The sequence below is a fragment of the Myxococcus sp. XM-1-1-1 genome (genome assembly GCF_020037095.1).
GTDB lineage: Bacteria > Myxococcota > Myxococcia > Myxococcales > Myxococcaceae > Myxococcus > Myxococcus fulvus.
On the sequence record NZ_JAIQDH010000001.1, the window covers coordinates 233,267 to 257,588 of the forward strand.

General features: G+C 69.7%; 17 protein-coding genes. 11 read left to right on the forward strand and 6 right to left on the reverse strand.

What is annotated here, in order from left to right; all coding sequences use genetic code 11:
* The first annotated feature begins 87 nt into the window (after nucleotides 1-87).
* The 4 genes from K8640_RS00920 (at nucleotide 88) to K8640_RS00935 (ending at nucleotide 7,234) form a co-directional block, all read left to right on the forward strand.
* The gene (locus tag K8640_RS00920) at nucleotides 88-3,360 is read left to right on the forward strand and encodes an SNF2-related protein (protein ID WP_223745355.1); all 3,273 of its coding nucleotides are present in this window, start codon (nucleotides 88-90) and stop codon (nucleotides 3,358-3,360) included.
* Between the two features lie 145 nt (nucleotides 3,361-3,505).
* On the forward strand, nucleotides 3,506-5,245 hold the full coding sequence (gene recN / locus K8640_RS00925) for a DNA repair protein RecN (protein WP_223745356.1): 1,740 nt from the start codon (nucleotides 3,506-3,508) through the stop codon (nucleotides 5,243-5,245).
* A 60-nt stretch (nucleotides 5,246-5,305) separates the two neighbouring features.
* A complete protein-coding gene (locus tag K8640_RS00930) occupies nucleotides 5,306-6,103 on the forward strand; it encodes a Stp1/IreP family PP2C-type Ser/Thr phosphatase (protein WP_046715334.1) in 798 nt (265 codons plus the stop codon).
* Nucleotides 6,104-6,322: 219 nt separating this feature from the next.
* Nucleotides 6,323-7,234 carry a M23 family metallopeptidase gene (locus K8640_RS00935; RefSeq protein ID WP_223745357.1) on the forward strand — a complete coding sequence of 304 codons (912 nt, stop codon included), beginning with the start codon at nucleotides 6,323-6,325 and terminating at the stop codon, nucleotides 7,232-7,234.
* 365 nt (nucleotides 7,235-7,599) lie between these two features.
* On the opposite strand, the gene K8640_RS00940 is transcribed toward K8640_RS00935, so the two are convergent.
* Nucleotides 7,600-8,307: a GGDEF domain-containing protein gene (locus tag K8640_RS00940; protein ID WP_223745358.1), complete on the reverse strand. Its 708-nt coding sequence runs from the start codon at nucleotides 8,305-8,307 to the stop codon at nucleotides 7,600-7,602.
* Nucleotides 8,308-8,364: 57 nt separating this feature from the next.
* Nucleotides 8,365-9,387: an SAM-dependent methyltransferase gene (locus K8640_RS00945; protein WP_223745359.1), complete on the reverse strand. Its 1,023-nt coding sequence runs from the start codon at nucleotides 9,385-9,387 to the stop codon at nucleotides 8,365-8,367.
* A gap of 343 nt (nucleotides 9,388-9,730) precedes the next feature.
* On the opposite strand from K8640_RS00945, the gene secA reads away from it, so the two are divergent.
* The 6 genes from secA (at nucleotide 9,731) to K8640_RS00975 (ending at nucleotide 17,274) form a co-directional block, all read left to right on the forward strand.
* A complete protein-coding gene (gene secA / locus K8640_RS00950) occupies nucleotides 9,731-12,580 on the forward strand; it encodes a preprotein translocase subunit SecA (RefSeq protein WP_223745360.1) in 2,850 nt (949 codons plus the stop codon).
* Nucleotides 12,581-12,946: 366 nt separating this feature from the next.
* Nucleotides 12,947-13,924 carry a 30S ribosomal protein S2 gene (rpsB, locus tag K8640_RS00955; protein ID WP_370640295.1) on the forward strand — a complete coding sequence of 326 codons (978 nt, stop codon included), beginning with the start codon at nucleotides 12,947-12,949 and terminating at the stop codon, nucleotides 13,922-13,924.
* A gap of 159 nt (nucleotides 13,925-14,083) precedes the next feature.
* Nucleotides 14,084-14,737, forward strand: coding sequence for a translation elongation factor Ts (tsf, locus tag K8640_RS00960; RefSeq protein ID WP_223745361.1), 654 nt, complete (start codon nucleotides 14,084-14,086; stop codon nucleotides 14,735-14,737).
* A 214-nt stretch (nucleotides 14,738-14,951) separates the two neighbouring features.
* Nucleotides 14,952-15,704 carry a UMP kinase gene (gene pyrH / locus K8640_RS00965; RefSeq protein WP_223745362.1) on the forward strand — a complete coding sequence of 251 codons (753 nt, stop codon included), beginning with the start codon at nucleotides 14,952-14,954 and terminating at the stop codon, nucleotides 15,702-15,704.
* 44 nt (nucleotides 15,705-15,748) lie between these two features.
* A complete protein-coding gene (gene frr, locus K8640_RS00970; protein ID WP_141328206.1) occupies nucleotides 15,749-16,306 on the forward strand; it encodes a ribosome recycling factor in 558 nt (185 codons plus the stop codon).
* A complete protein-coding gene (locus K8640_RS00975) occupies nucleotides 16,306-17,274 on the forward strand; it encodes a diguanylate cyclase (protein ID WP_223745363.1) in 969 nt (322 codons plus the stop codon). Before frr ends, K8640_RS00975 begins: the two co-directional genes overlap by 1 nt.
* On the opposite strand, the gene cyaY is transcribed toward K8640_RS00975, so the two are convergent.
* Both cyaY and K8640_RS00985 read right to left on the reverse strand, forming a co-directional pair.
* Nucleotides 17,262-17,594 (reverse strand): iron donor protein CyaY, encoded by a 333-nt coding sequence (gene cyaY / locus K8640_RS00980; RefSeq protein ID WP_223745364.1) that lies wholly within the window; start codon nucleotides 17,592-17,594, stop codon nucleotides 17,262-17,264. The genes K8640_RS00975 and cyaY overlap by 13 nt on opposite strands.
* 16 nt (nucleotides 17,595-17,610) lie before the next feature.
* Nucleotides 17,611-18,105, reverse strand: a complete 495-nt coding sequence (locus K8640_RS00985; RefSeq protein WP_141328200.1) for a histidine phosphatase family protein — start codon at nucleotides 18,103-18,105, stop codon at nucleotides 17,611-17,613.
* Nucleotides 18,106-18,300: 195 nt separating this feature from the next.
* On the opposite strand from K8640_RS00985, the gene K8640_RS00990 reads away from it, so the two are divergent.
* Nucleotides 18,301-18,972: a hypothetical protein gene (locus K8640_RS00990; protein WP_223745365.1), complete on the forward strand. Its 672-nt coding sequence runs from the start codon at nucleotides 18,301-18,303 to the stop codon at nucleotides 18,970-18,972.
* 16 nt (nucleotides 18,973-18,988) lie between these two features.
* On the opposite strand, the gene K8640_RS00995 is transcribed toward K8640_RS00990, so the two are convergent.
* Together K8640_RS00995 and K8640_RS01000 are read right to left on the reverse strand one after the other, a co-directional pair.
* The gene (locus tag K8640_RS00995) at nucleotides 18,989-22,768 is read right to left on the reverse strand and encodes an FAD-dependent oxidoreductase (protein WP_223745366.1); all 3,780 of its coding nucleotides are present in this window, start codon (nucleotides 22,766-22,768) and stop codon (nucleotides 18,989-18,991) included.
* A 406-nt stretch (nucleotides 22,769-23,174) separates the two neighbouring features.
* Complete coding sequence (locus tag K8640_RS01000) at nucleotides 23,175-24,005, reverse strand: glycosyltransferase (RefSeq protein WP_223745367.1); 831 nt, start codon at nucleotides 24,003-24,005, stop codon at nucleotides 23,175-23,177.
* Nucleotides 24,006-24,322: the final 317 nt, after the last annotated feature.

Genomic DNA, 24,322 nt, shown 5'->3' on the forward strand with positions numbered 1-24,322 from the left:
TGGCGGACTCATCCACATTTCCCGCGAGCGGGAGCCCCCTTGCTGTGCTAGTGGCAGGGGTTCCCCGGCGCTAGGAGCCTGGGGCCTGTGCCAGCCGTGCAATCCACCGCCGACATCCGAGACGCCCTCCCTCCTCAGGACACCCAGTGGCTCAGGGCCCTGAAGGCCGAAGTCCAACCCACCATCTTCAAGAAGGGCCGGGAGGTGGCGGAGTCACGCCGCGTCTTCGGGCTCCAGCGCGAAGGGGACCACATCCGCGCGCAGGTCGCCGGTTCCACCGGCGAGCGCTATGAAGTCGTGATTGCGCTGGGGGACGGCAAGGCCACGTCCACCTGCACCTGTCAGTCGTGGAACGCGGATGGCCCCCACTGCAAGCACGTCGTCGCCGCGGCGCTCATCTATGCCGCGCGCTTCCGTCCTCCGCCTCGCCCGCAGCCGGTGGCGCCCCAGCCCGTGGAGCAGCAGCCACAGGCCACCGCGTCCGGCGCCAGCAACGAGGTGGTGGACAACGAGGTCCCCATCGAGCCGGACTCGCCTCCGGTGGACGCCGCGAACCTGCCGGCGCTCGCCAAGGTGGAGAGCTGGCTGGGCCTGTCCTCGCAGCCGGACTACGAGTTCTTCTACCGGCTGACGGCGGCGAACACGAACGCCGGTACCCGTCAGTGGGTGGTGGACGTGCGTCGTCAGGACGCGCAGACCAAGGGCCCCATCCACGTCAAGCGCACGCTGCAGACGGGCGGGCGGCTGTCCCCGGCCGACGAGCGCGTCTTCATGGCGCTCTCCCGCCACGAGCACCGCTACGACTCGCGCCTGGTGCTCTCCGACGAGGACCTGAGCGAGGTGATGGACATCCTGCGCCAGCGCCGGGTCATCTACCGGGGCACCGCGCTCATCAACACGGAGACACCCGTGCGCCCGCAGATCCGGCTGGAGTCCCGGCCGGACGGCGCCACGGCGCGCATCGAGCTGCTGTTCCCGGACGGGGGCAGCTTCTCGCTCAAGGACGTCATCATCCTGTCGGGGCGGCGCACCTGGGTCATCCAGGCGCAGAACCTCCACCCGGTGGAGCCGGACTTCCCGCCGCGCCTTTTGCGCAAGTGGCTGCTCGAGCCCAACATGTCCTTCCCCTCGGGACAGCTGGACCGGGTGCTGACCTTCTTCGCCGCGCACCTGCCGCGCTTCCGCATGTCGCTGAAGGCGGACGACATCGAGGTCGACGAGGCGGTCGAGCCGCACTTCGTGCTGACGCTCGAGGGCAACCCGGAGAAGGTGAAGGTGCAGCTGGCCGCGCGCTACGGGCAGACCACGGCGCCGGTGTCCCCCACGGCCACGCACCTGGGCTACGCCAGCGGCGTGGGCGGGGACAGCCGCAAGCTGTACCGCCGCCGCGAGGACCTGGAGCGCGCCGCGGGCAAGCAGTTGCTCGATTTGGGCCTGCGCTTCGAGCAGCAGTCGCAGGCGTTCGACGCGACGGGTGACGTGGCGCTGGAGTTCTGGGCGCGGGGCCTGGCGTCCTTGCCGGCGGAGTGGGAGCGCTTCGGCGTGCAGGCGCCCAAGGTGCGGCTGCGTCCCAAGCTCAAGCCGCGCATCCGCGTGGGCATGAGCGGCGTGCAGTGGTTCGACCTGGACGCGGAGTTCGTCACCGACGACCAGGCGGTGGACCTGGGCGCGGTGCGCATGTGGCTGGACTCGGGGCGGCGCTTCGTGCCGCTCAAGGACGGCACCTTCGCGGAGGCGGACGCCGTCGAGCTCAAGCGCGTGGCGGACCTCCTGGAGGAGGCGGGCGCCATGCCGGGCCGCTCGCGCACGCGGCTGCCGCTGCACCAGGCGGTGGCGTTGGACCTGCTCGCGGACCTGGGGGAGTTCACCGAGGTGGAGGCGAAGGCGCGCCAGGCGATGCTGGAACTGCGCGAGACGGCGGGCGTGCCGAAGGTGGCGGTGCCCGACGGGCTGCAGGCGACGCTGCGTCACTACCAGGAGGCGGGCCTGTCCTGGCTCTGGTTCCTGCGCCGCCACGGCCTGTCCGGCATCCTCGCGGACGACATGGGTCTGGGAAAGACGGTCCAGTCGCTCAGCCTCTTGCAGAAGATGGCCAACGAGGAGGGCCGCAAGCCGTCGCTCGTGGTGGCCCCCACCAGCGTGCTCGCCAACTGGGAGCGCGAGGCGGAGCGCTTCACGCCGGGCCTCAAGGCCATGGTGTGGCACGGGCAGGACCGCAAGGAGCGCGCCGAGGACCTCAAGGGCATGGACCTGGTGCTCACGTCCTACGCGCTGGTGCGACGCGACTTGGACCAGCTGTCCCAGGTGGGCTTCCGCTTCGTCATCCTGGACGAGGCGCAGAACATCAAGAACGCGGACAGCGCCACGGCGCAGGCGTGCAAGTCGCTGCCGAGCGACACGCGCCTGGCGCTCACCGGTACGCCGCTGGAGAACCGGCTGTCGGAGCTGTGGAGCATCTTCGACTTCCTGATGCCGGGCTTCTTGGGCAGCGCGGACAGCTTCGGAGACCGCTACGAGCAGCCCATCCAGGTGGCCAACGACGCGTCGGCCCGGGACAGGCTGCGCCGCCGCATCCAGCCCTTCATCCTGCGCCGCTTGAAGACGGAGGTGGCCAAGGACCTGCCGCCGAAGACGGAGAGCGTCGCGTGGTGCGAGATGGAGCCCGGCCAGGCCGCGCTCTACCGGGAGGTGATGGAGGAGAGCAAACGCAAGGTCAGCGAGAGCATCGAGAAGGTCGGCTTCAAGCGCAGCCGCGTGTCGATTCTGGCCGCGCTGATGCGCCTGCGGCAGGTGTGTTGTGATCCACGCCTGCTCAAGCTGCCTCCCGGGACGCTCTTGCCGCCCAGCGCGAAGGTGGAGCGCTTCCTGGAGCTGGTGGAGGACCTGGTGGCGGAAGGTCACCGCGCCCTGGTGTTCAGCCAGTTCACGGAGATGCTGGAGCTGCTCAAGCAGGAGGCGGACAAGAAGGGTCTGCGCTACCTCTACCTGGACGGTCGCACCAAGGACCGCATGGGCAAGGTGGACGAGTACAACCGCCCGGACGGACCGCCCCTGTTCTTCATCTCGCTGAAGGCGGGCGGCACCGGCCTCAACCTCACGGCGGCCGACTACGTCATCCACTTCGACCCGTGGTGGAACCCCGCCGTCGAGGACCAGGCCACGGACCGTACGCACCGCATCGGCCAGACGCGCGCGGTCATCAGCTACAAGCTGATTACCCGCGGCACGGTGGAGGAGAAGATCCTCTCCCTGCAGCGTCGCAAGCGCGACCTCGCCGCGGGCGTCCTCGGTGGGGAGGGCGACGAGATGGCCCGCACGCTCACCGAGCAGGACATCCAGGAGCTCTTCACCGAGACCTGAGTCGGAACAAAGGGTTGGGGCTCCAACGGGCCCCGCCCTCACCCGCCCGCCGTCCGTCCGGTTGGGCTGAATGCCTGTGCAGTGTCAGGGGGACCTGTTAGGGTGTTCAGTGCCAGAGCCGTCGTACGGACATTGGAGGGCGCGCGTGCTGCTGGGTCTGCGGATTTCGAACGTGGCGGTGATCGAGGAGGTGGAGGTGGCGTTCGGAGCCGGCCTCACCGTCCTCACGGGTGAGACAGGTGCGGGCAAGTCCATCCTCGTGGATTCATTGGGCTTGCTGCTGGGAGGGCGGGCGGACGCGGATGTCATCCGCGCCGGCTGCGAGGAGGCGTCCGTGGAGGGCGTCTTCGCGCGGACGCCAGTCCTGGGCACACGCCTGGAGGAGCTGGGCCTGCCGGACCTCGGGGACGAGGTGCTGGTGCGCCGGGTGCTGGGGCGCACCGGAAGGGGCAAGGTCTACGTCAACGGCGCGCTGGTGACGGTGGGCGTGCTCGGGAAGCTGACGCGGGGGGCGGTGGACCTCGCCGGACAGCACGAGCACGTGAGCCTCTTCGACTCCGGCCTGCACCGGGTGCTCCTGGACAGGTACGGGGAGATGGAGGCGCCGCTGGCGACCTACTTCGGGGAGTACCAGGCGCTGCGGGAGGTGGACGCGCGCATGGAGGCCCTGGGCGGGGACGAGGCGAAGGTGCGCGAGCGCGCGGAGTTCCTGCGCTTCCAGCTCGATGAAATCTCGCGTCTGGACCCGGAGGCGGGCGAGGACACGCGGCTGGACGCCGAGCGCAAGCGCCTGTCGAGCGCGGAGAAGCTCAAGCGCCACGGGGCGGAGGCGGAGCTGCTGGTGGCCGGCGACGAGTCCTCGGCGCTGGAGACGGTGGGCCGCGCGCTGGGGCTGGTGCACGACGCGGTGAAGTGCGACGCGACGCTTGCGCCCGTGGCGCAGTCGTTGAGCACGGCGCTGTCGGAGCTGGAGGAGGCGCAGCGGCGGCTCAACCGGTACGTGGAGGGCCTGGAGTCGGACCCGTCGCGCCTGCGGGACGTGGAGGAGCGGCTGGATGGCCTGAAGCGGCTGTGCCGCAAGCACGGCGCCACGCTGGACGGCGTGCTCAAGAAGCGCGGCGAAATCGAGGCCGAGCTGGGCACGCTGGAGAACCGCCAGGAGGTGCTGGAGGAGCTGGCCTCGGAGCGCCGCAAGGTGGAGGAGCGCGCGCGCAAGGCGGCCCTGGCGCTGTCGCGGGCCCGCACGAAGAGCGCGGTGGAGTTCTCCGCGCAGGTGCGCGAGGGCCTGGGGCACCTGGCCATGGGCAAGGCGGCCTTCGAGGTGCGCGTGACGCCTGGCGAGGTGCTGCGTCCGGACGGCCTGGACGACGTGGAGTTCTTCTTCAGCGCCAACCCCGGTGAGCCCGCCCGGCCCCTGGCGAAGGTGGCCTCGGGCGGCGAGGCGAGCCGGCTGCTCCTGGCCCTGAAGCGGGCCCTGGCGGACAGCGACGCGTGCGGCTCGTACGTGCTGGACGAGGCGGACGCGGGCGTCAGCGGCGCGATTGCGGACGTGGTGGGGCGGATGATCAAGGAGGTGAGCGGCCACCGTCAGGTGCTCTGCATCACCCACCTGCCGCAGGTGGCGGCCTACGCGGACGCGCACCTGCTCATCCGCAAGGCGGTGAAGGGCGAGCGGACCGTCTCCCAGGTGACGGTCCTGGCGGCGGGCAGCGAACGGACGCGGGAGCTGGCCCGGATGATGTCCGGCGTGGAGGTGACGCGCGAGGCGCTGGGGGCGGCGGAGGCCCTGGTGCGCTCGGCCCACCGTTCCCTGGGGGCGCCCAGGACCCGCCGGGAGTCCGGACCCGAGGGAGGACCCCGGGGACGCCTCAGGCGGACGGCTTGACGCGCTGCAAGGTCATCCGTGTCCTTGCCCCATCCTTGGGTCTCACATAGCATCCTTGGTGTGTCCAACACCGCAGGGCAGACCGCGGCCTCCCGCCTCAAAGTCGTTTCCGCTGGCCTGACGGACGTCGGGCGGAAGCGTAACCACAACGAGGACAGCTTCCTCATCGACGATGAGCTCCAGCTCTACGTCGTGGCGGACGGCATGGGCGGTCACGCGGGAGGTGGTACCGCGTCGCGCATCGCCGTCGAGACCATCGACAAGGAGCTGCGCCGGGCACGGGAAGGAAAGGACAACCCCTTCCTCTCCGTGCCTCACCTCCAGGACTCACCGATTCCGGAGGCGCTGCGCACGGCCGTGGAGAAGGCGTGTCTGGCCATCTACACGGCGGCGCAGGAGGACCCACGCCTGTCCGGCATGGGCACCACCGTCATCTCCCTGGTGGTCCGCGAGGAGCACGCCTTCTTCGCGCACGTGGGAGACAGCCGCGCCTACCTCATCCGGGGCGACCTCATCCAGCAGATCTCCGAGGACCACTCGCTGGTCAACGAGCAGATCAAGGCCGGGATGATCACGCCGGAGGAGGCCAAGCACTCCCGCTACAAGAACATCATCACCCGCTCCGTCGGCTTCGAGGAGGAGGTGCAGGTGGACGTCATGGGGCTCGTCTCCGAGCCCAACGACGTGTTCCTGCTGTGTTCGGACGGGTTGGCCAACATGCTCGAGGACAAGGAGATCCACGAGGTGGTGGCCCAGGCGAAGTCCTTCGAGGACATCCCCAAGCGCCTCATCGACTTCGCCAACGAGCGCGGCGGCGACGACAACATCACCGTCATCCTGGTGCGGGTCGCCGCCTGACGGCGACTCACGAAGTGGTGGCCGGCAAACACCTCGTCAGGTCACTGTTGACCTTGACACTCTTGGAAGCTGAATGGTAGCTGCCCAAACGTTTCCAATCCTGACAGACGCCGTCAGGTGACGGAGCTGGAGGGGTGTGGCGGTGGGGGGAGGTGTTGAGCGCCGGGGAGCGACTTAGCTTCTGGCGCCGGATGTCCCACGCAAGCAGGGAGCTGTCCCGTGGCGAAAAAGTCCTTCACGTTGATGGTGATCCCGGACCACGACGCGCCGGTGAAGCGGTACACCATCCAGCGCTCGTTCCTCATGCAGGTGGGGATGGGGCTGATGTTGGTCGTGGGACTGGGCGCGGGCGCGGGCATCCACTACTTCCAGGTCGCCGCGGACGCCTCGGAGAACCGCATCCTCCGGGATGAGAACCTGACGTTGCGCTCGCAGCTCAAGTCGGTGCGTGAGCGCATCGAGCACATCGGTTCGACGCTGGACCGGGTGGAGCGCTTCGACCAGAAGCTGCGCGCGATGACGCTGCTGTCGGACCCGCAGCGCAACCTGGCGATGGGCCCCACGGAGCCCGAAGCGCGGGTGCCGACGACGGACACCCAGTTCACCCAGCTGACGACGACGGAGACGCCCAAGCTGCTGATGGGCCGGCTGGACAAGCTGAGCGCGGAGGCCACCCGGCAGGAGCAGAGCCTCCAGGAGCTGCAGGCGTACTTCCAGGACCAGAAGTCGCTGCTTGCCTCCACGCCGTCGGTGTGGCCGGCGCGCGGTTGGGTGACGAGCGACTTCGGTCAGCGCGTGGACCCGTACACGGCGGACCGGGTGATGCACTCGGGCCTCGACATCGCGGCCCCGCACGGCAAGGAAGTGTACGCGCCGTCGGACGGCACGGTGGTGTTCGCGGGCCTGGAGGGTGGCTACGGCAACGTCATCGTCGTGGACCACGGCTACGGCATCAAGACGCGCTACGGCCACCTGGCGAAGATGCTGGTGAAGGCCGGTGACCGGGTGAAGCGCGGCGCGCTCATCGCCGCGGTCGGCAACACGGGCCGCTCCACCGGACCGCACCTGCACTACGAGGTCCGTGTCAATGGCATCCCGCAGAACCCGCGCAAGTTCATCCTCGAGGAGTAGCCCGAGGCGCGCAGGGCCCCGGGCGGCTTGTTCGGGGCAGGTGGTTGGCGGAGCACATGACACCCAGGGACGCCGGACCCTGGCAGGTCCGCCCCGGTGACAGGTGCTCCTGAAGCGCGGTCCTCGGAAGGCGGGCTCACGAGAGTCCCCTTGAGACCGCGAAGCCCGGTGGAGGCACCGGGCCGCTCCATCCTCCAGATTCGACTCGGAGCCCGTATGCCGGATGGGAATGCGGCGCCAGAAGCGACGCGTCCGTCCCGTGAGCGGCAGGTGGCCTCTCTGGGGATGGACGCGTCCAGACGAGTTCGACTCCGAGGCCGTGCTCCCGATGTGCGGCGTGGCGCCGCAGCGACGCGTCCCTCCCGTCAGAGGAACGTCGCCTGCCCGGGGATGGAGGCGTCCAGGCGCAGCCGGCGACGCTGGAGCCCCTCGGCCCGACCGCTGCGCTGCATGACGTGCGCGCGCTCCAGCTCGGCCCAGATGAGGGGCCCGAGCACCTGCCAGTGCGAGGGCGCGTCCACCGTCACCTCCAGCAGGCTCACCGTCCACTCCGGCACCTCGGCGTCGGGCGTGCCCTCGGGCAGCACGCGGCGGACATCTCGCACGAGACGCTCGTGGGTGGGGCCCGCGAGGTCCTCCTTCACGGTGAGCTGCGAGGTGGGGACGAGGAGCGCCGCGAAGGCATCCGGGTGCAGGCGAATCACCTTGGCGCCCGGGTACTGCGCACCGAGCGACTCCACGGTGGTGCGCAGAATCGCGTCACCGACGCCGAAGCCGAAGCGCGCGTTGTGCGAAATCATGCCTTTCACGTCGGCGATGACGGCCCCCACGCGCCAGCCGTCGTGGTGGGCGTGGGTGGACAAGTCATACTCTTCCTTCAGGAGACTGCCCTGGGTGAGGGCGGGCACCTGGAGCGCGCCCGTCTTCGCGTCGGGGTGGCCGCGCCGGGCCTGCTCGGCCTGGAGCAGCGCCTCGACGGCGGCCTGCACGGGGGCCTGGGGCGAGCGGGTCAGCACCCAGGGGTACAGGGCGATGAGGGCGGTGGCGGTGGCGTCGTCGAGCGGATAGGGCATCTCAGGCGCTTCTCTAGCGCGTCGCGCGCCCTCGCGCAGGCGCTTCCCGCTCGACTGTCAGCGAAGGCGGTGGGCTGTCACCGTGACCTCGTCCCGGTCATGGTAGAGCTGGCGGACGGTGAGGCCCTCCCAGCCGCCCTCCTCGACGAGCGTGTGCCGCACGCGCACGAGGACCGGGTTCTTGTCCTTCATGGGCAGCTTGATGTTGGCCACCAGATGGCTCGCCCAGCCCCGGCGCCCCCACTTGGCGAGCAGCTGCGCCACCTCCAGCGGGCGCCAGGCCATGTCGCAGAAGAGCCAGTCGGCGGGCTCCTCGGGCGCGTAGGCGAAGGCGCTCTCCTGCACGTGCTTCACCCGGCCATGGGACGCCAGCTCCGGCATCAGCTTCGCCGGGTCCACCGCCACCACCCGAGCGCCACGGGCCAGCAGTCGCTGCGTCCACCCACCCGGCGCCGCGCCCAGGTCCACGCAGACGTCGCCGCGCCCGGGCTCGAAGGCCAGCCCATCCAGCGCCTCCTCCAGCTTCATGGCCGCCCGGGAGGGGGACTCGACCTCGCGGCGCATGCGCCGGCGTCCACCCGGGGCCAGCGACAAGGCCTCCCGCGCGAAGACGCTGCCCACCACCGTCACACCATCCGGGGCGACGCAGAGCGAGACGAGCCGCGCGCCCGCCTCCTTCGCCCGGGCCCCATCCTCGAGCAGCCGCTCCGAGGGGAGCCGCGCCTTCACCGCCGCCTCCAGCGCCTCCGCCGTCGTCGCCAGGGGATTGCCCCGAGGGCTGTCGGGCGTGAAGGACTGGAGAAGCCACGGCCCCGTCCCAGGCAGGGCGCCGATGGACCGGGCCGCCGCCTCCGCCAGGACCTCGGGCGCGCCAGGGGGCAGGGAGGCGACCACCTGGTAGCCCGCCCGCGCGAAGGCCGGAGGAGGGCTCGGGCTCCGCTCGCTCTCCACCAGGGCATCTCCGAGCAGCCGGGGCGCCGCTCCCGCCCAGGCGAGCTCCTCGAAGAGGTGCGACTCGAAGCCCGCCCGGCACGTCCACAGCCAGCGCCCGGCCACCGGCGGCTGCGTCTGTGCGGGCATGGAGGGAATCCGCGCCCTCGGTGGGGCGGGGGGCGGCGTGGGGCGCGCTGGGGCGGCCTGGGCCTTCGAGGGGGAGGGCTTCCTGGAGGGCGGAGGGCCGGGGCGGCGCGCGGGGGGCTTGGAGGAAGCGCCCCGGACAGGCCGGCGGCGGGGATTTCGTGAAGGGGACATTGCGTGGGCTCGGTTCCGCTTTACTCTGAACCGATGCGCGCTGGGCAACCGGCCGAGAGGAAGTTTACGGAGGCGCGCGTGGTTTCCCACCAGCCCTCCCTTACATCTCCAGGGATTTCCCTTCACTCGCCGCCGTCCTTCGAGGATTCTCCGGCCGCGAGAGAGTCAACGAATGATCGAATGGACGCTGAAGAAGCTCATCGGGACCAAGAATGAGCGCGAGCTCAAGAAGGCCCGCGAGAAGGTCATCCGCATCAACGAGCTGGAAAGCCGGATGCGGGCCCTCAAGGACGAGGACTTTCCTGCCGAGACGGCTCGGCTGAAGCAGGAGATCCAGAACGGACGGCCGCTCGACAGCATGCTGTTCGAGGCCTTCGCGCTCATCCGCGAGGGCTCGCGCCGGGTCATCGGCCAGCGCCACTACGACGTGCAGCTCATCGGCGGCATGTTCCTCCACGAGGGGTGCATCGCGGAGATGCGCACCGGTGAAGGCAAGACGCTGACGGCCACGCTGCCCAGCTACCTCAACGCCCTGTCCGGGCGCGGGGTGCACGTGGTGACGGTGAACGACTACCTCGCCCGCCGCGACGCGGAGTGGATGGGGCGGGTCTACAAGTTCATGGGCATGACGACCGGCTGCGTGCTCCACGAGCTGTCCGACAAGCAGCGCCAGGAGGCGTACCGCTCGGACATCACGTACGGGCAGAACAACGAGTTCGGCTTCGACTACCTGCGCGACAACATGAAGTTCCGCTTGCAGGACTACGTCCAGCGCGAGCTGAACTACGCCATCGTCGACGAGGTGGACTCCATCCTCATCGACGAGGCCCGCACGCCGCTCATCATCTCCGGTCCCACCGAGGACAGCACGGACAAGTACTACCGGGTGGACCAGGTCATCCCCGGCCTCGTCCCGGACCAGGACTTCACCCTGGACGAGAAGCACCGCTCCGTGTCGCTGACGGACGACGGCATCGACAAGCTCCAGAAGCGCCTGGGCGTCTCCAACCTGTACGACCCGGGGGAGATTGAGACGCTCCACCACGTCGAGCAGGGCCTGCGCGCGCACACGCTCTACAAGCGCGACAAGGACTACGTGGTGAAGGACGGCGAGGTCGTCATCGTCGACGAGTTCACCGGCCGCCAGATGCCGGGCCGCCGCTGGTCCGACGGCCTCCACCAGGCGATCGAGGCCAAGGAGGGCGTGAAGATCGAGAACGAGAACCAGACGCTGGCGACCGTCTCGTTCCAGAACTACTTCCGCATGTACTCCAAGCTGTCCGGCATGACGGGCACCGCGGACACGGAGGCGGAGGAGTTCGCGAAGATCTACAGCCTGGACGTGCGCGTCATCCCCACCAACCGCGCCAACATCCGCAAGGACCAGCAGGACGTGGTCTACAAGACGGAGCGCGAGAAGTTCGAGGCGGTGGCCGCGCAGATTGAAGAGCTGCACAAGGTGGGGCAGCCGGTGCTGGTGGGCACGGTCTCCATCGCGAAGAGCGAGGTGGTGTCCAACTTCCTGAAGAAGCGGGGCGTCCCCCACAACGTGCTCAACGCCAAGCAGCACCAGCGCGAGGCGGACATCGTTGCGCAGGCGGGTCGCAAGGGCGCGGTCACCATCTCCACCAACATGGCCGGCCGCGGCACGGACATCCTCCTGGGCGGCAACGCGGAGGTGCTGGCGAAGGCGGCCGTGGGCCCCCCGCCGGAGGCCCCTCCGCCCGTGGCCCCGCAGGCCCCCGTCGAGGGCGCGGTCGCCCAGCCGGACCCGCAGGCCGCGTATCAGCAGGCCCTGGCCGAGTGGGAGCAGAAGCTCGCCGACACCCAGGCGAAGCTGGAGGCGGAGACCAAGAAGGAGCGCGAGGAGGTGATGGCGGCCGGCGGCCTGTTCATCATCGGCACCGAGCGTCACGAGTCGCGCCGCGTGGACAACCAGCTGCGTGGCCGCGCCGGTCGTCAGGGTGACCCGGGTGGCAGCCGGTTCTTCCTCTCCCTCGAGGATGACCTGATGCGCATCTTCGGCTCCGAGCGCATCCAGGGGCTGATGGAGCGGCTGGGCATGGAGGAGGGCGAGGTCATCGAGCACATCTGGCTCACCCGCGCCATCGAGGGGGCCCAGAAGCGCGTCGAGGGACACAACTTCGACATCCGCAAGAACCTGCTCGAGTACGACGACGTGATGAACCAGCAGCGGCGCACCATCTACAAGCTGCGTCGTCAGGTGCTGGCCGCGGGCGCGGGCCTGCCGCTCGTCGAGTTCACCGAGGACCCCAAGACGCGGGTGAAGAGCCGCTCCGAGCGGATGGTGAGCTGGGCGGACTTCAAGGAGATGGTGCTGGACGCGGTGGAGGACGTCATCGTCTCCACGGTGGACACGTACGCGCCGACGAAGAGCTCGGACGGGTGGGACCTGGACTCCCTCACCAGGACGGTGAAGGAGACGTTCGACCTGGACATGAACTTCGACAACGTCGGCAACCGCGACGAGCTCCAGGACCACATCTACCGGGCGGCGGAGAAGGTCTTCCGCCAGCGCGACGAGGAGTTCGGCGAGAACTTCCTGCGCTTCCTCCAGTACAACTACCTGGCGACCATCGACCGGCTCTGGAAGGAGCACCTGCTGGGCATGGACCACCTGCGCCAGGGCATCGGCCTGCGTGGCTACGGCCAGAAGGACCCGAAGCAGGAGTACAAGCGCGAGGGCTACCAGGGCTTCATCCAGACCCTGGCCTCCATCAAGGCGCAGTTCGTCTCCCAGCTCATGCGCGTGCAGCCGCGCTCGGCCACCAGCGCCGAGGAAGAGGCCGTCCGCATCCAGCGGCAGCTGGCCCAGCAGCAGCGCAAGGCGGTGGAGGGGCGCGGCACGGCGGAGGGCAAGCTGGACGAGGCCTCCGTCGCCCAGGCGGCCCGTCCTCCGGCGGCCCAGCAGGGCCCCCGCGTGGGCCGCAATGATCCCTGCCCCTGCGGCAGCGGCCGCAAGTACAAGAAGTGCCACGGCGCGGCGGAGGCCAACGTCTAGGCCGCCTGTCGCTCCCACGGTGTCCCACGCGCCGGCGCGGCGCCGCCCCGAGGTCCGGGCGGTGGTCCGCGCCGGTGGTGTTTCAGGGACACGGAGGGCGCCTGGAGGGCAGGGGAGGGGGCTTTCCGCCTGCTTCCCGGCACGGACGGTGAGGCGAAGCTTGCGCCGCCCGGAAGGGTTCTGTTAAGGACGCCCCGCCTCGTAGTCTGGGGTGGGGGTATCTACCCCGAGTCGTACCCACTTCACACACGCCCGTGCCGGTCGCCGGTGCAACCGTGGGTGAGCCCCTCCGAAAAGGAGCGGCCCCTCCCGGATGTCACGGCCGGAGCTTCGCATCGGGTGTGGCGGATGAACCGGAGAAACAACATGTCGATCGACACGCAGGAAACGCAGAACCAGCAGCAGGCCATGGCCGCCGCCGGCGGCATCACGATGCGGCAGCTCCTGGAGGCCGGCGTCCACTTCGGCCACCAGACCAAGCGCTGGAACCCGAAGATGAAGCCGTACATCTTCGGTGCCCGCAACGGCATCTACATCATCGACCTCCAGAAGACCGTCACCATGGCCCGCTCGGCCTTCCGCTTCGTGGCGGACGTGACGGCCCGCGGTGGCTCGGTGCTCTTCGTCGGCACCAAGAAGCAGGCGCAGGACGTCATCCGCGAGGAGGCCTCGCGCGCCGGTCAGTTCTTCGTCACCAGCCGCTGGCTGGGTGGCACGCTGACCAACTTCAAGACCATCAAGCAGGGCATCGACCGGCTCAAGACGCTGGAGAAGATGGCCGAGGACGGCACCTTCGAGCGCCTGCCCAAGAAGGAAGTCGCGTCGCTGGAGCGCGAGCGCGAGAAGCTCGAGAAGAACCTGGGCGGCGTGAAGGAGATGTCCAAGCTGCCCCGCTGCGTCTTCATCATCGACCCGAAGAAGGAGCACATCGCCATCCACGAGGCGACCCGCCTGGGCATCCCCGTGATTGGCCTGGTCGACACGAACTGCGATCCGGACGGCATCGACTTCGTGATTCCCGGCAACGACGACGCCATCCGCTCCATCAAGCTCTTCACGTCGAAGATCGCCGAGGCCTGCATCGAGGGCGCGGCCCGCTACCGTGCCTCGGGCGCGGCGGAGCGCGACGAGCAGGAGGAGCGCGAGGGCCGTGACGACCGCCGTGAGCGTGATGACCGCCGTGGCCCGCGCCGCAATGACCGCGGCGGCGACCGCCGTGGTGGCGACCGTGACCGTGGCGGCGAGCGCCGTGGCCCCCTCGTCGAGATGAAGGGCGCGCCGGCCGTCGCCGAGCAGCCCGCGACCGAGGGCGGCGAGGCCGCGGGCGAGACGGCGGCGGAGTAATCCCCCCGTTTCACTCCAGTGTCTTCGTGGCGGCCGGGTGGCGGAGCAGAACGCCTGTCACCCGGCCGTCCGTGTTTCCCGTCGTACGCCGTACCCCTTGAACATCAATGCTCCGCCCGGCGCATGGCGCCCACGTGGTGGCGGAGGCAGGAGAAGAACATGGCCGAAGTGACCGCCCAGATGGTGAAGGACCTCCGCGAGCGGACCGGCGCGGGCCTGATGGACTGCAAGAAGGCGCTGGCCGAGTCCGGCGGCGACTTCACGAAGGCCGAGGAGTGGCTGCGCAAGAAGGGCATCTCCCGCGCCGCCGGCAAGGAAGGCCGCGTCGCCGCCGAAGGTCTGGTGGGCACCTACGTGCACGGCGGTCGCATCGGCGTGCTGGTGGAGGTCAACTGTGAGACCGACTTCGTCGCGCGCAACCCGGACTTCCAGGACCTGGTGAAGGAGGTGGCCATGCAGATCGCCGCCGCCAACCCCAAGTTCGTCCGCCGCGAGGAAGTGCCCTCCGAGAACCTCGAGAAGGAGCGCGAGATCGAGCGCGAGCTGCTCAAGCAGCAGGGCAAGCCCGAGGCGATGCTCGAGAAGATCCTCGTCGGGAAGATGGAGAAGTACTACACGCAGGTCTGCCTCGTGGACCAGCTGTGGGTGAAGGACGACAAGAAGAAGGTCGGCGAGATGATCACCGAGCGCGCCGCGAAGATTGGCGAGAAGGTCTCCGTGCGCCGCTTCGTCCGCTTCGAGGTGGGTGAGGGCATCGAGAAGAAGAAGGACGACCTCGCCGCCGAAGTGGCCAAGACGCTGGGCCAGGGCTGATTCCCCAGGGCCTCGCTCGGAGGTCCTCCTGGTTGGCCCCGAGGGCCGCGACCCTTCCGACTCCCTGCTGGGGAGCCGGGGGACGCGGCCCTCCTCTTTTCGGGCCCCGGGAGGGCTTCCCAGGGCCCTTGGGGCGTTGGCCGTGGACGGTGTGGCCGCCTTGTCCGACTCGGGCGTTGATATGCCGCAATCCGGGGGATAGAAGCGGACGCGCATGTCCTCCGACACGACCCAACCGCTCCGATACAAGCGCATTCTCCTCAAGCTCTCGGGCGAGGCCCTGATGGGAGAGGGGAAGTACGGCATCCACCCACCCACACTCAGCGCCATCGCCGATGAGGTCATCGAGCTGGCGCAAGCGGGCGTGGAGGTGGCCCTGGTGATTGGCGGAGGCAACATCTTCCGCGGCGTCGCCGGGGCGACGGAGGGCATGGACCGGGCCAGCGCGGACTACATGGGCATGCTGGCCACGTGCATCAACTCCATGGCCATGCAGGACGCGCTGGAGAAGAAGGGTCTGCACACGCGCGTGCTGTCCGCCATCAAGATGGAGCAGATCGCCGAGCCCTACATCCGCCGGCGCGCGGTGCGCCACCTGGAGAAGGGCCGCGTGGTGATTTTCGCCGCGGGCACGGGCAACCCGTACTTCACCACGGACACGGCCGCGTCGCTGCGCGCCATGGAAATCAACGCCCAGGTCATCCTCAAGGCGACCAAGGTGGACGGCATCTACAGCGCGGACCCGAAGAAGGACCCCACCGCGCGCCGCTACCGCTCGCTGACGTACATGGATGTGTTGAAGCAGAACCTCAATGTGATGGACTCCACGGCCATCTCGCTGTGCATGGACAACAAGCTGCCCATCATCGTCTTCGACCTCACCGTGCCGGGGAACATCCGCCGCGCGGTGCTGGGCGGCGGTGAGATTGGTACCGTCGTGGGCGGCAGCGAGACGGTCTGGGCCTGACGTCACGCACTCATCCCGATTCCGAGTTCAAGGAGAACACGCAAATGAGCGACGACCTCGTCAAAGAGCTGAAGGAGCGCATCAACAAGACGCTCGAGGACCTCAAGCGCGAGCTGACCAAGGTGCGCACCGGGCGCGCCAACATCGCCATCCTCGACAACGTCCGCGTGGACTACTACGGCACGCCCACGCCCCTGTCCGGCGTGGCCAGCGTCAACGCCCCGGAGCCCCGGCTCATCACCATCAAGCCGTGGGAGAAGAGCGTCCTGAAGGACATCGAGAAGGCCCTGCGCGAGGCCAACCTCGGCATCAACCCCATGAACGACGGGGAGATGATCCGCCTGCCCTTCCCGCCGCTCACCGAGGAGCGCCGCAAGGAGATCGCCAAGCAGGTGAAGACCAAGGGTGAGGACCACAAGGTCGCCATCCGCAACATCCGCCGCGACACGAACGAAGTCCTCAAGACGCAGCTGAAGGACAAGAAGATCACCGAGGACGACCAGAAGCGAATCACGGAGAAGGTCCAGAAGGAGACCGACGACGGCGTCAAGCAGGTCGACTCCATCGTCCAGGCGAAGGAGAAGGAGGTCATGTCGGTCTGATGGCCTTCGTGCTCCTGGCCGAGCCCGCCGCTCCGGTGGCGGGTGTGTTGCGCCGGTACCTCGAGGGCGCCGGCCACGAGGTGGCGTGGGTGGCCAGCGTCGACGAGGCGCTGCGCGCCGCCCGGGAGCGTCCGCCCTCCGTGCTCCTGGCCTCCGGCACGGGAGCGCTGGACGGCGAGGCGCTGTGCCGGGGCGTGCGCGCCCAGGGCCTCACGGCGCCCGTGCTGCTCATGTACCCGCCGGACGAGGAGCACGCCGACGAGCGCGCCCTGCAGTCGGGCGCGGACGGCAGCCTGGTGGGCCCCCTCAAGCGCGCCACGGTGCTGACGTGCGTGTCGCTGCTGGTGCAGCGCGAGGAGGCCCGGCGCGCGCCCCAGGCCGCTCCGGCGCCCGTGACTCCGGCGCCGGTGGAGCCTCCAGCGCCGCGCACGCCGCAGGCCCCCGTGGGGGCGACGTCAGCGGACTTCGAGTTCCTCAAGCGGCTGATGTTCATGGAGGTGAAGCGCAGCCGCCGCTACCGCTACCCCATCGCCCTGCTGATGGTGGAGCTGGACCGCTTCCAGGAGCGGGCCTCATCGCTGGCGCCGGCCGCGCGCAAGGGCGCCCTGGCGGAGACGCTGGGCCTGCTGGTGGCGGGGGTGCGCGACATCGACGTGGCGGTGCCCTTCGCGGACAGCCGCTTCGTCGTCTTCCTGCCGCACACGCCCCGTTCGGGAGCCCGGGTGGTGGCCGAGCGCCTGCGCGAGAAGCTCAAGGGCGTCACCTCGCTGCCCGCGGGCACGGCCTCGGTCGGTGTCTCCGTGTCGGAGCCTCCGGCGGGGAAGGGCGCGGGGCCGGGCGCTCCCGTCCAGCAGATCAGCTTCGGCGGGATGCTGAAGGACGCGGGAGACGCGCTGCGACGCGCGCAGGCGGCGGGAGGCGACTGGGTGGAGGTGGCCAGCGACGCCAGCCGGAATCAGGACGGGTAGACGAAGTCCACGTCGCTGATGTGGTGCACCACGTCGGCGACGAACCGGAACAGCTCCAGGCCCCGGCCCTTGTCGTCCAGCCAGGTGCCGGTGGCCTCGTCGTGGCTGAAGTGGATGCCCTGGCCCTGACCCGCCACCCAGATCTGCTTCACGGCGCGCTGGGTGTTGACGATGCACTTCTCCCGGGAGCGGGCCGTCAGGGTGAGCATGTCACCCGTGCTCTCGGCTTCCAGCACGTCCGGGTCGATGGCGTCCGCCGCGGCGAGCATCCGCTTGAACACGGCGGCGACGAGCTGGTTGTAGCGTGCTTCGTCCATCATGGCCGACCGGGGGCCCTCACTGGATGACGTCGAGGACCGGGTGGCCGGGGGCCGCGTAGAACAGGAGCTTGTACTGCGCGTTCTCACCCTCGGCACGCTCCAGGGCGATGACAGTGCCCGGGTTGACGGGCTTGGGGAACGACTGCATCCCCAGCAGGTGGGCGGCCAGCGCGCCCATGGTCGGCTGGTGGCCGACGAGGACCAGGTTCTCGCCCTCGTGCTCCTTGATGAGCGAGTCCACCGTGCCCACGGGCATGTCCGGCAGCAGGCTCTTGTGCACCTGCAGCAGCCCCTCGTACTTCATCGCCATGGAGAGGATCTGCGCCGTCTGCACCGTGCGAACCAGCGAGCTGGTCAGGATGAGGCTGATGGGCCCCATGCGCTCGGACAACGATGCGAAGTGTGCCGCCGTGTTCGCTCGCGCCTTCGCCGTGAGCCAGCGTGCTTCATCGCCGAGACCCTCGGGGATCTCCGCGTCCGCATCGCCGTGCCTAACCAGGAAAATCCTCAAAGTCCCTCCACCGGAGCAACCGGACCGCGGTTCGTACACGACCGCCGCCGGGTTGGTCAAAGGTAATGCGGCGATTGTTCAGTGGCCTGAACAACCTTCAACGTGACAGACAGGAGGGGGCCGCCCTCCTCCGCACGCGTCCGCGCAGCATACACGCGGGGGCTGACGAGCCGTCTCTTCAGGGAAGGAGTCCGGATGCGCAAGGCGCTGTGGGTCCTGGCGGGGGCGCTGGCCCTCTCGGGATGTAAGAAGGATGGGGCCGCGGGTAGTGAGGCACCCGGGGTGGAGGATGCGGGCGCCGCCGGGCTGGACGCCCTGGAGGCGGCCGAGGTCGGCGCGGCCTATGTCGTGACGCCCGAGAAGCTGACGGCCTACGTGGCCTACCAGCGGCGGATGCTGGAGGTGTACGGCTCGCAGGTGAAGGGGCTGCAGGGGCTGGGGGTGCTGGTGGACGCGGGCACGCCGGAGGCGATGGCGGAGGTGCGCGCGGGCCTCAAGGTGGTGGAGGCCAAGGCCAAGGCGGAGGCGGAGGCCCGGGCGTCCGCGGGGCTGAGCGTGGCGGACATCAACGGGCTGGCCCAGGTGGTGACGGCCGTCATCGGTCAGCGGCAACTGGGGCGCACGCTCCAGTACGAGGACGAGCTGCGCAAGCTGGAGGAGCTCCAGCAGAAGCTGCCGCCGGAGCAGCGCGAGGAGCTGGCCGCGCAGGTGTCCTCCATGCGCCGCCAGGTGGAGTCCTTCCAGAAGCTCACCGACGTGCGCCGCGAGTACGGCGACGCCAACGTGGACGTGGTGCTCACGCGCGAGGACGAGCTGATGAAGAACTACCAGGAGATGCTGCGCGTCTTCACCGGCACACGACGGTGAAGACGCGCGAGGCCCCTCACACCCGCTTGAGGTGCGGGGCCTTCTTGAGCAGCTGCGCCAGGTACAGGTCGGCGACCTTCTCCATCACCGTGTTGCCGCGCAGCCGCTGGTTCAGGTTGACGAAGTCGACCTGGTCCAGGCGCTGGTCCTGGTTGTAGCAGGAGAAGACCCACGTCTCCTTGCCGGTGCGCGGGTCCACGTGCCGCTGGAGGCACTGGGCGCAGATCTCCTTCATCATGCACTGCATCGGCGAGTTGATGGAGCCGATGGCCTCGTGGTCCGGCTTCAGGTACGGCTGGAGCACGCCGTGGCGGGCCTCGGCGACCGCGCGCATCATCCGGTCCGAGCCGATGGCGATGATGCGGTCCACCTCCGAGAGCGGGATGAGCGAGGGCGCGGCGAGCTTGCCCTCGGCGTAGGCCAGCATGGCCTGCACCACGTTGCCTCGGAAGGCCGAGTCCTGCGGGCGCCGGGGTTCGATCGTCTCCCCGGTGTCCACCGACCACACAATCTGGTCCGTGCCCGCCTCGATTTCGTCCTGCTTGAAGGAGTCCGACTTGAGCCGGTAGCCGGCGAAGTAGACGACGCGGCAGCCCGCGGCCTTGAGCGAGCGGGCGATGGAGAAGAGCACCGCGTTGCCCAGGCCGCCGCCCACGAGCACCACCGTCTCGTTGTGGCCAATCTCCGTGGGCGCGCCCGTGGGGCCCATCAGCACCACGCTCTCGCCCGGGGTGAGCGCGGAGCACAGGCGCGAGGACGAGCCCATCTCCAGCACGATGGTGCCCATCAGCCCCTTCTCCTTGTCCACCCACGCGCCGGTGAGGGCCAGGCCCTCCATGGTGAGGCGCATGCCGTCCACCACGGGCGCGTTCCGTTCGAAGTTCTGGAGCCGGTAGAACTGGCCGGGCTGGAAGTGGCTGGCCGCGTAGGGCGCCTTCACCACCACCTCCACGATCGTCGGGGTGAGGCGCTTGACGGCGACGATGGTGGCGTTGAACGCGGCGTCCAGCTTCGCGAAGTGCGCGGCGCGCTGCTCGTCACGGCGGGCCTGGGCCACCTCGTCGTCGAAGTCGAGCGCGGCCACCTCCTTCGCGTACAGGCGGGCCACCTCACCGTAGCCGTCCTTCGCGCTGGCCATGGCCTTCACCACGTTGCCCGCGTAGGTGGGGTGGTTGTCGCCGTAGAAGGAGATGAAGTGGCCGTCCTTCGCGTATGACGTGAAGAAGCCCACCCTGGCGTCCAGGTCCTCGCTGGCCTCCACGCGCTCGAGCGTGAAGCCGTCCGCCGTCTCCACCAGGGAGTGGCCCTGGAAGTAGTCGCCGCCCTCGTCGAGCTGGAAGGTGCCCGGGTACTCGCGCTCGTAGGTGACGTTGGGCGAGGTGCCGGCGGCCACGCACACCGTGCGCGCGGGCAGCTCGAAGAACTGGCCGCTGCCCTTGAGCTTGCCGTCGACGGTCACCATGCGCTCGAAGCGCAGCGCGCGCACCGCGCCCGTCGTGTCCGCAATGGCCTCCACGGGGCTCATCCGCTCGATGAAGCGGATGCCCTCCTCCAGCGCCTTCGTCACCTCCTCGTGGTTGAGGCGGTAGGCGGGGGACTCGGTGAGGCTGCGGCGGTAGGCCAGGCTGACGCCGCCCCAGGCGCGCACCAGCTTGATGAAGTCGGGCGTGCCGCCCTCGGCCTTCGCGCGCTCACGCTCGGCGCGCACCGCGCGGCCGTGCTCCAGGAAGGTCTGGTAGGTGGCGCGCTCCTCGGCGTCCAGTCGCGCGAAGACGGCCTCCTCGCCCAGCTCGGCGGCGAGCTTCTCGTGGCGCGCGAGCGCCTTCTCCACCTGCACCGGGTAGTACGCCATCAGCTCCGTGGCGGTGTCGACGCCGGTGAGGCCGCCGCCGATGACGATGGCGGGCAGCTGCACCTGGAGGTTGGCCAGCGAGTCCTTCTTGAAGGCGCCGGTGAGCTGCAGCGCCATGAGGAAGTCGCTCGCCTTGCGGATGCCCCGGATGAGGTTGTTCTTCATCCCGATGATGGTGGGGCGCCCGGCGCCGGCGGCGATGGCGACGTGGTCGAAGCCCAGCTCCCACGCGTCCTCGATGGTGAGCGTGCCACCGAAGCGCACGCCGCCGTGGATGCGGAAGCCCTCGCGCCGGGCCAGCGTCAGGTGGATGAGCGTGAGGAAGTTCTTGTCCCAGCGCACGGTGATTCCGTACTCGGACACGCCGCCGAAGCCCTCGAGCACGCGCTCGTCCAGCTCGCGCGTCAGCGAACGCCAGTCGCGGATGGGCGTGAGCGCGTGGCCGTTGCGGCCCACCAGCTCGTCGGAGAACGGTTCAATCTTGAGGCCGTCCACGCCCGTGACGCCGAAGCCCTCGTTGAGCAGGTAGTGCGACAGCGTGTAGCCGGCGGGGCCCAGGCCCACGACCATGACGTTGCGGCCCACGTAGGGCAGCGCGTACGGCCGGCGCACGTTGAGCGGGTTCCAGCGCGTGAGCAGGCCGTAGATTTCGAAGCCCCAGGGCAGGTCCAGCACGTCCGTCAGCGCGGCCGTCTCCGCCAGGGGGATGTTCACCGGCTCCTGCTTCTGGAAGATGCAGGCCTTCATGCAGTCGTTGCAGATGCGGTGGCCGGTGCCCGGGCACATCGGGTTGTCCAGCGTCACCATGGCCAGCGCCGCCAGCGAGTTGCCCTCGCGCTTGAGCAGGTGGGCCTCGGAGATGCGCTCGTCCAGGGGGCAGCCCGTGAGGGGGATGCCCAGGGGGTTCTTCTTGTAGCTGTGACCCTCGGCGACCTTGTCCTTGGCGGGGAAGCCCGTGGAGCAGGAGTCCTTCTGGCGCTCGTGGCAGAGCACGCAGTAGTCCACCTCGTTCATCACGTCGCGCTGGGTGCCCCGGCGGTCGGTGAGCTTGAAGCCGTCGCGGTGGCGCAGGTGGTGCTCCAGGCCCTCGGTGGCCTCGGGCAGCTCGGCGTCCGGACGCTGCAGATGCACCAGCTGGTCGAACACCAGCGGCTTGGGCACGCGGTGGGTGGGCCACGCGTGGAACTGGTCCTTGGTCTCCGGGTGCAGCGCGCGCGCGTACGTCCAGCGGTCCGCCAGCGACAGCAGGGCGCGCACGGCCTGCAGCTCCGCGGCGTCATCGCCCTGGGTGACCAGGCTGGAGCCGAACGCCTCGCGGCCCTCCGGGGTCGCCACGAGCGCTGCGCGCAGGGCCGTCCAGCGCTCGCGCAGGGCAGGGGCCTTCTCCTGCTGCTCGGCGGGGAGGTTGCCGGAGAACAGGCGCTCGAGCTCCATCAGGCTGAGGACGGACTCGGCGAGCCCGCGCTCGAAGTCGCCGGTGGAGAGCGCCTCCGGGAAGCCCAGCTGGAGCATCCGCCGCATGCGGCCGTCCAGCGAGGGGAACTCGGCCAGCGTCGGGCGGTCCGGGGCGCCCTTCTTGAAGACGCGGCGGGTGATGAACTCGCGCTTGAAGTCGAAGAGGGGCAGCTCCCCCTTGAGGTGGCCCATCAGCCTGTCGAGCTCGGACTCGACGCGGAAGAGCCGGGCGACGAAGCGCGACATGTGGCGGGCCACGCGCACCAGCAGGTCGGACTCGGCGGGGCCGGTGAGGCTCTTGCCCTGGGACTTGCGATAGGCGTCGAACGCCTGGAACAGCTCCGGCTCGTCCTCGGCGAGCCGTGCGTCGAAGCTCTGGGCCAGCCGGCGCAGGCCGCGCGGGCGGTAGAGGTCCTCGAAGGTGAAGCCCGGCAGGCCCAGTTGGAGGGAGGGGCCAGGGTCATTGGGCAGGTCGGTCAGGGCGCGCATATCACTGAAGGTGTAGGAGGAACCCGGAGCAACGGCTCGCGTGCGGGGCCTATTTCGCGGTGAGCCGCCCGGAAAGCAAGCGGCCTCGCGACGCCGCGTGAAACCGGGCGATGGGAGCAAGTGGCTTCCCTGGGGTTGTAACGCGAAGGGCGGACATCAGCCGCCCTCCATCTGCTGGCCTCCGGGACAGGTCGGGGCCGTCGGCAGGATGCGCCAGGGCCCGCGCGGCCCGCACCGGGACGCTCGTGGGTTGGAATGAGGCCAATGGGTTGGCCCGACGAGGGGCGGGTGGCTCGGACGGCCCGCCGGCCGCTCGCCCTTCGGGAGAGGGTGCTCCGTACCCCTCCGACATGTCGCCCTGGGGAGGGCGTATCGCACCCGGGGCCCGGCCATTCCGCTGCGGCTGTCACCGGGTATCAGTGGGGGGCAGGTTCGCGGGGAGTGGTTCGCGCGAGCCCGGAGCGGGGAGGGTGAGGTGGTCCAGTCGGCGGCGGAGCTTGAACAGCCCCCAGAACATGCGGGCCGCGTCGAGCCCGGGGATGACCTTGGAGCCGCCGAAGTCCTCCCAGTCGATGGGGACCTCCAGGCAGCGGGCGCCCTGGCGCTTGAGGAGGGCGAGCAGCTCCACGTCGAGCAGCCAGCGCTCCTCGCGCAGCACGTCGAGGAGCGGGTGCAGCACGCGGGCGCGGATGAGCTTCACGCCACATTGCGTGTCGTAGAAGTGCAGGCCGAAGTTCATGTCCGTCAGCGTGGCGAAGATGCGGCCCTGCAGGTGCCGGCCCAGGTTTCGCACCACGCGGCGGCCGGCCATGAGGATGCGTGAGCCGGCGAGGACATCCACGGCCTGGGCTTCGGGGGCGTCGGAAAGGCGGACCAGTCGGAAGAGCTCGTCCGCGCTGATGGCGCCGTCCGCGTCCAGGAACGCGAGCCAGGTGGAGTCAGTGGAGGCATGGCGCCAGCCGAGCCGGATGGCGGAGCCCTTGCCGCCATTGCGAGGCGCGGCGACGTAGGTGAAGCGGTGGTGCGAGCCCTCGGCGGAGAGCCGGGCCTGGGCCTGCTCGACGCTGGCTCGCTGAAGGGTGGCGTGCTCGGGCGCGCTGCCGTCGTCGACGACGAGGAACTCCACCCGTGGCGTCGGCTGCCCGAGGGCGACGTGGGTGAGTGACGCCACGAAGCGAGGCAGGCGCTGCCCCTCGTTGTACGCGGGGATGACGACGCTGATGGACGGAGCTCCCACGCGCCGGTTTGAGCACGGTGGGGCAGGGGCGTCAACGCGAGGGGGCGGGCGTGTGGGCCGGTACTTCAGGAGGCCCTCCGGACTCCGTGCTTGGGCGAAGCGGGAATCGCAACGGGGTTGCTGTATCGGTCATGGCCTCCGGACGGGCCGTCGCGCGACGCCGATGGAGGCTCCTCGCCCGGTGAGCGAGGTGCACCGGGTTGGCGCGGATGAGGCTTCGAGTCACCCGAGGCGCGCCGTGGCTCCACCGCACCGCGGGGAGTGGCGGGGCCTGGCGCCGCGCTGTGTCCTGGCGGCGCCGCTTGGACCGGAGGGCT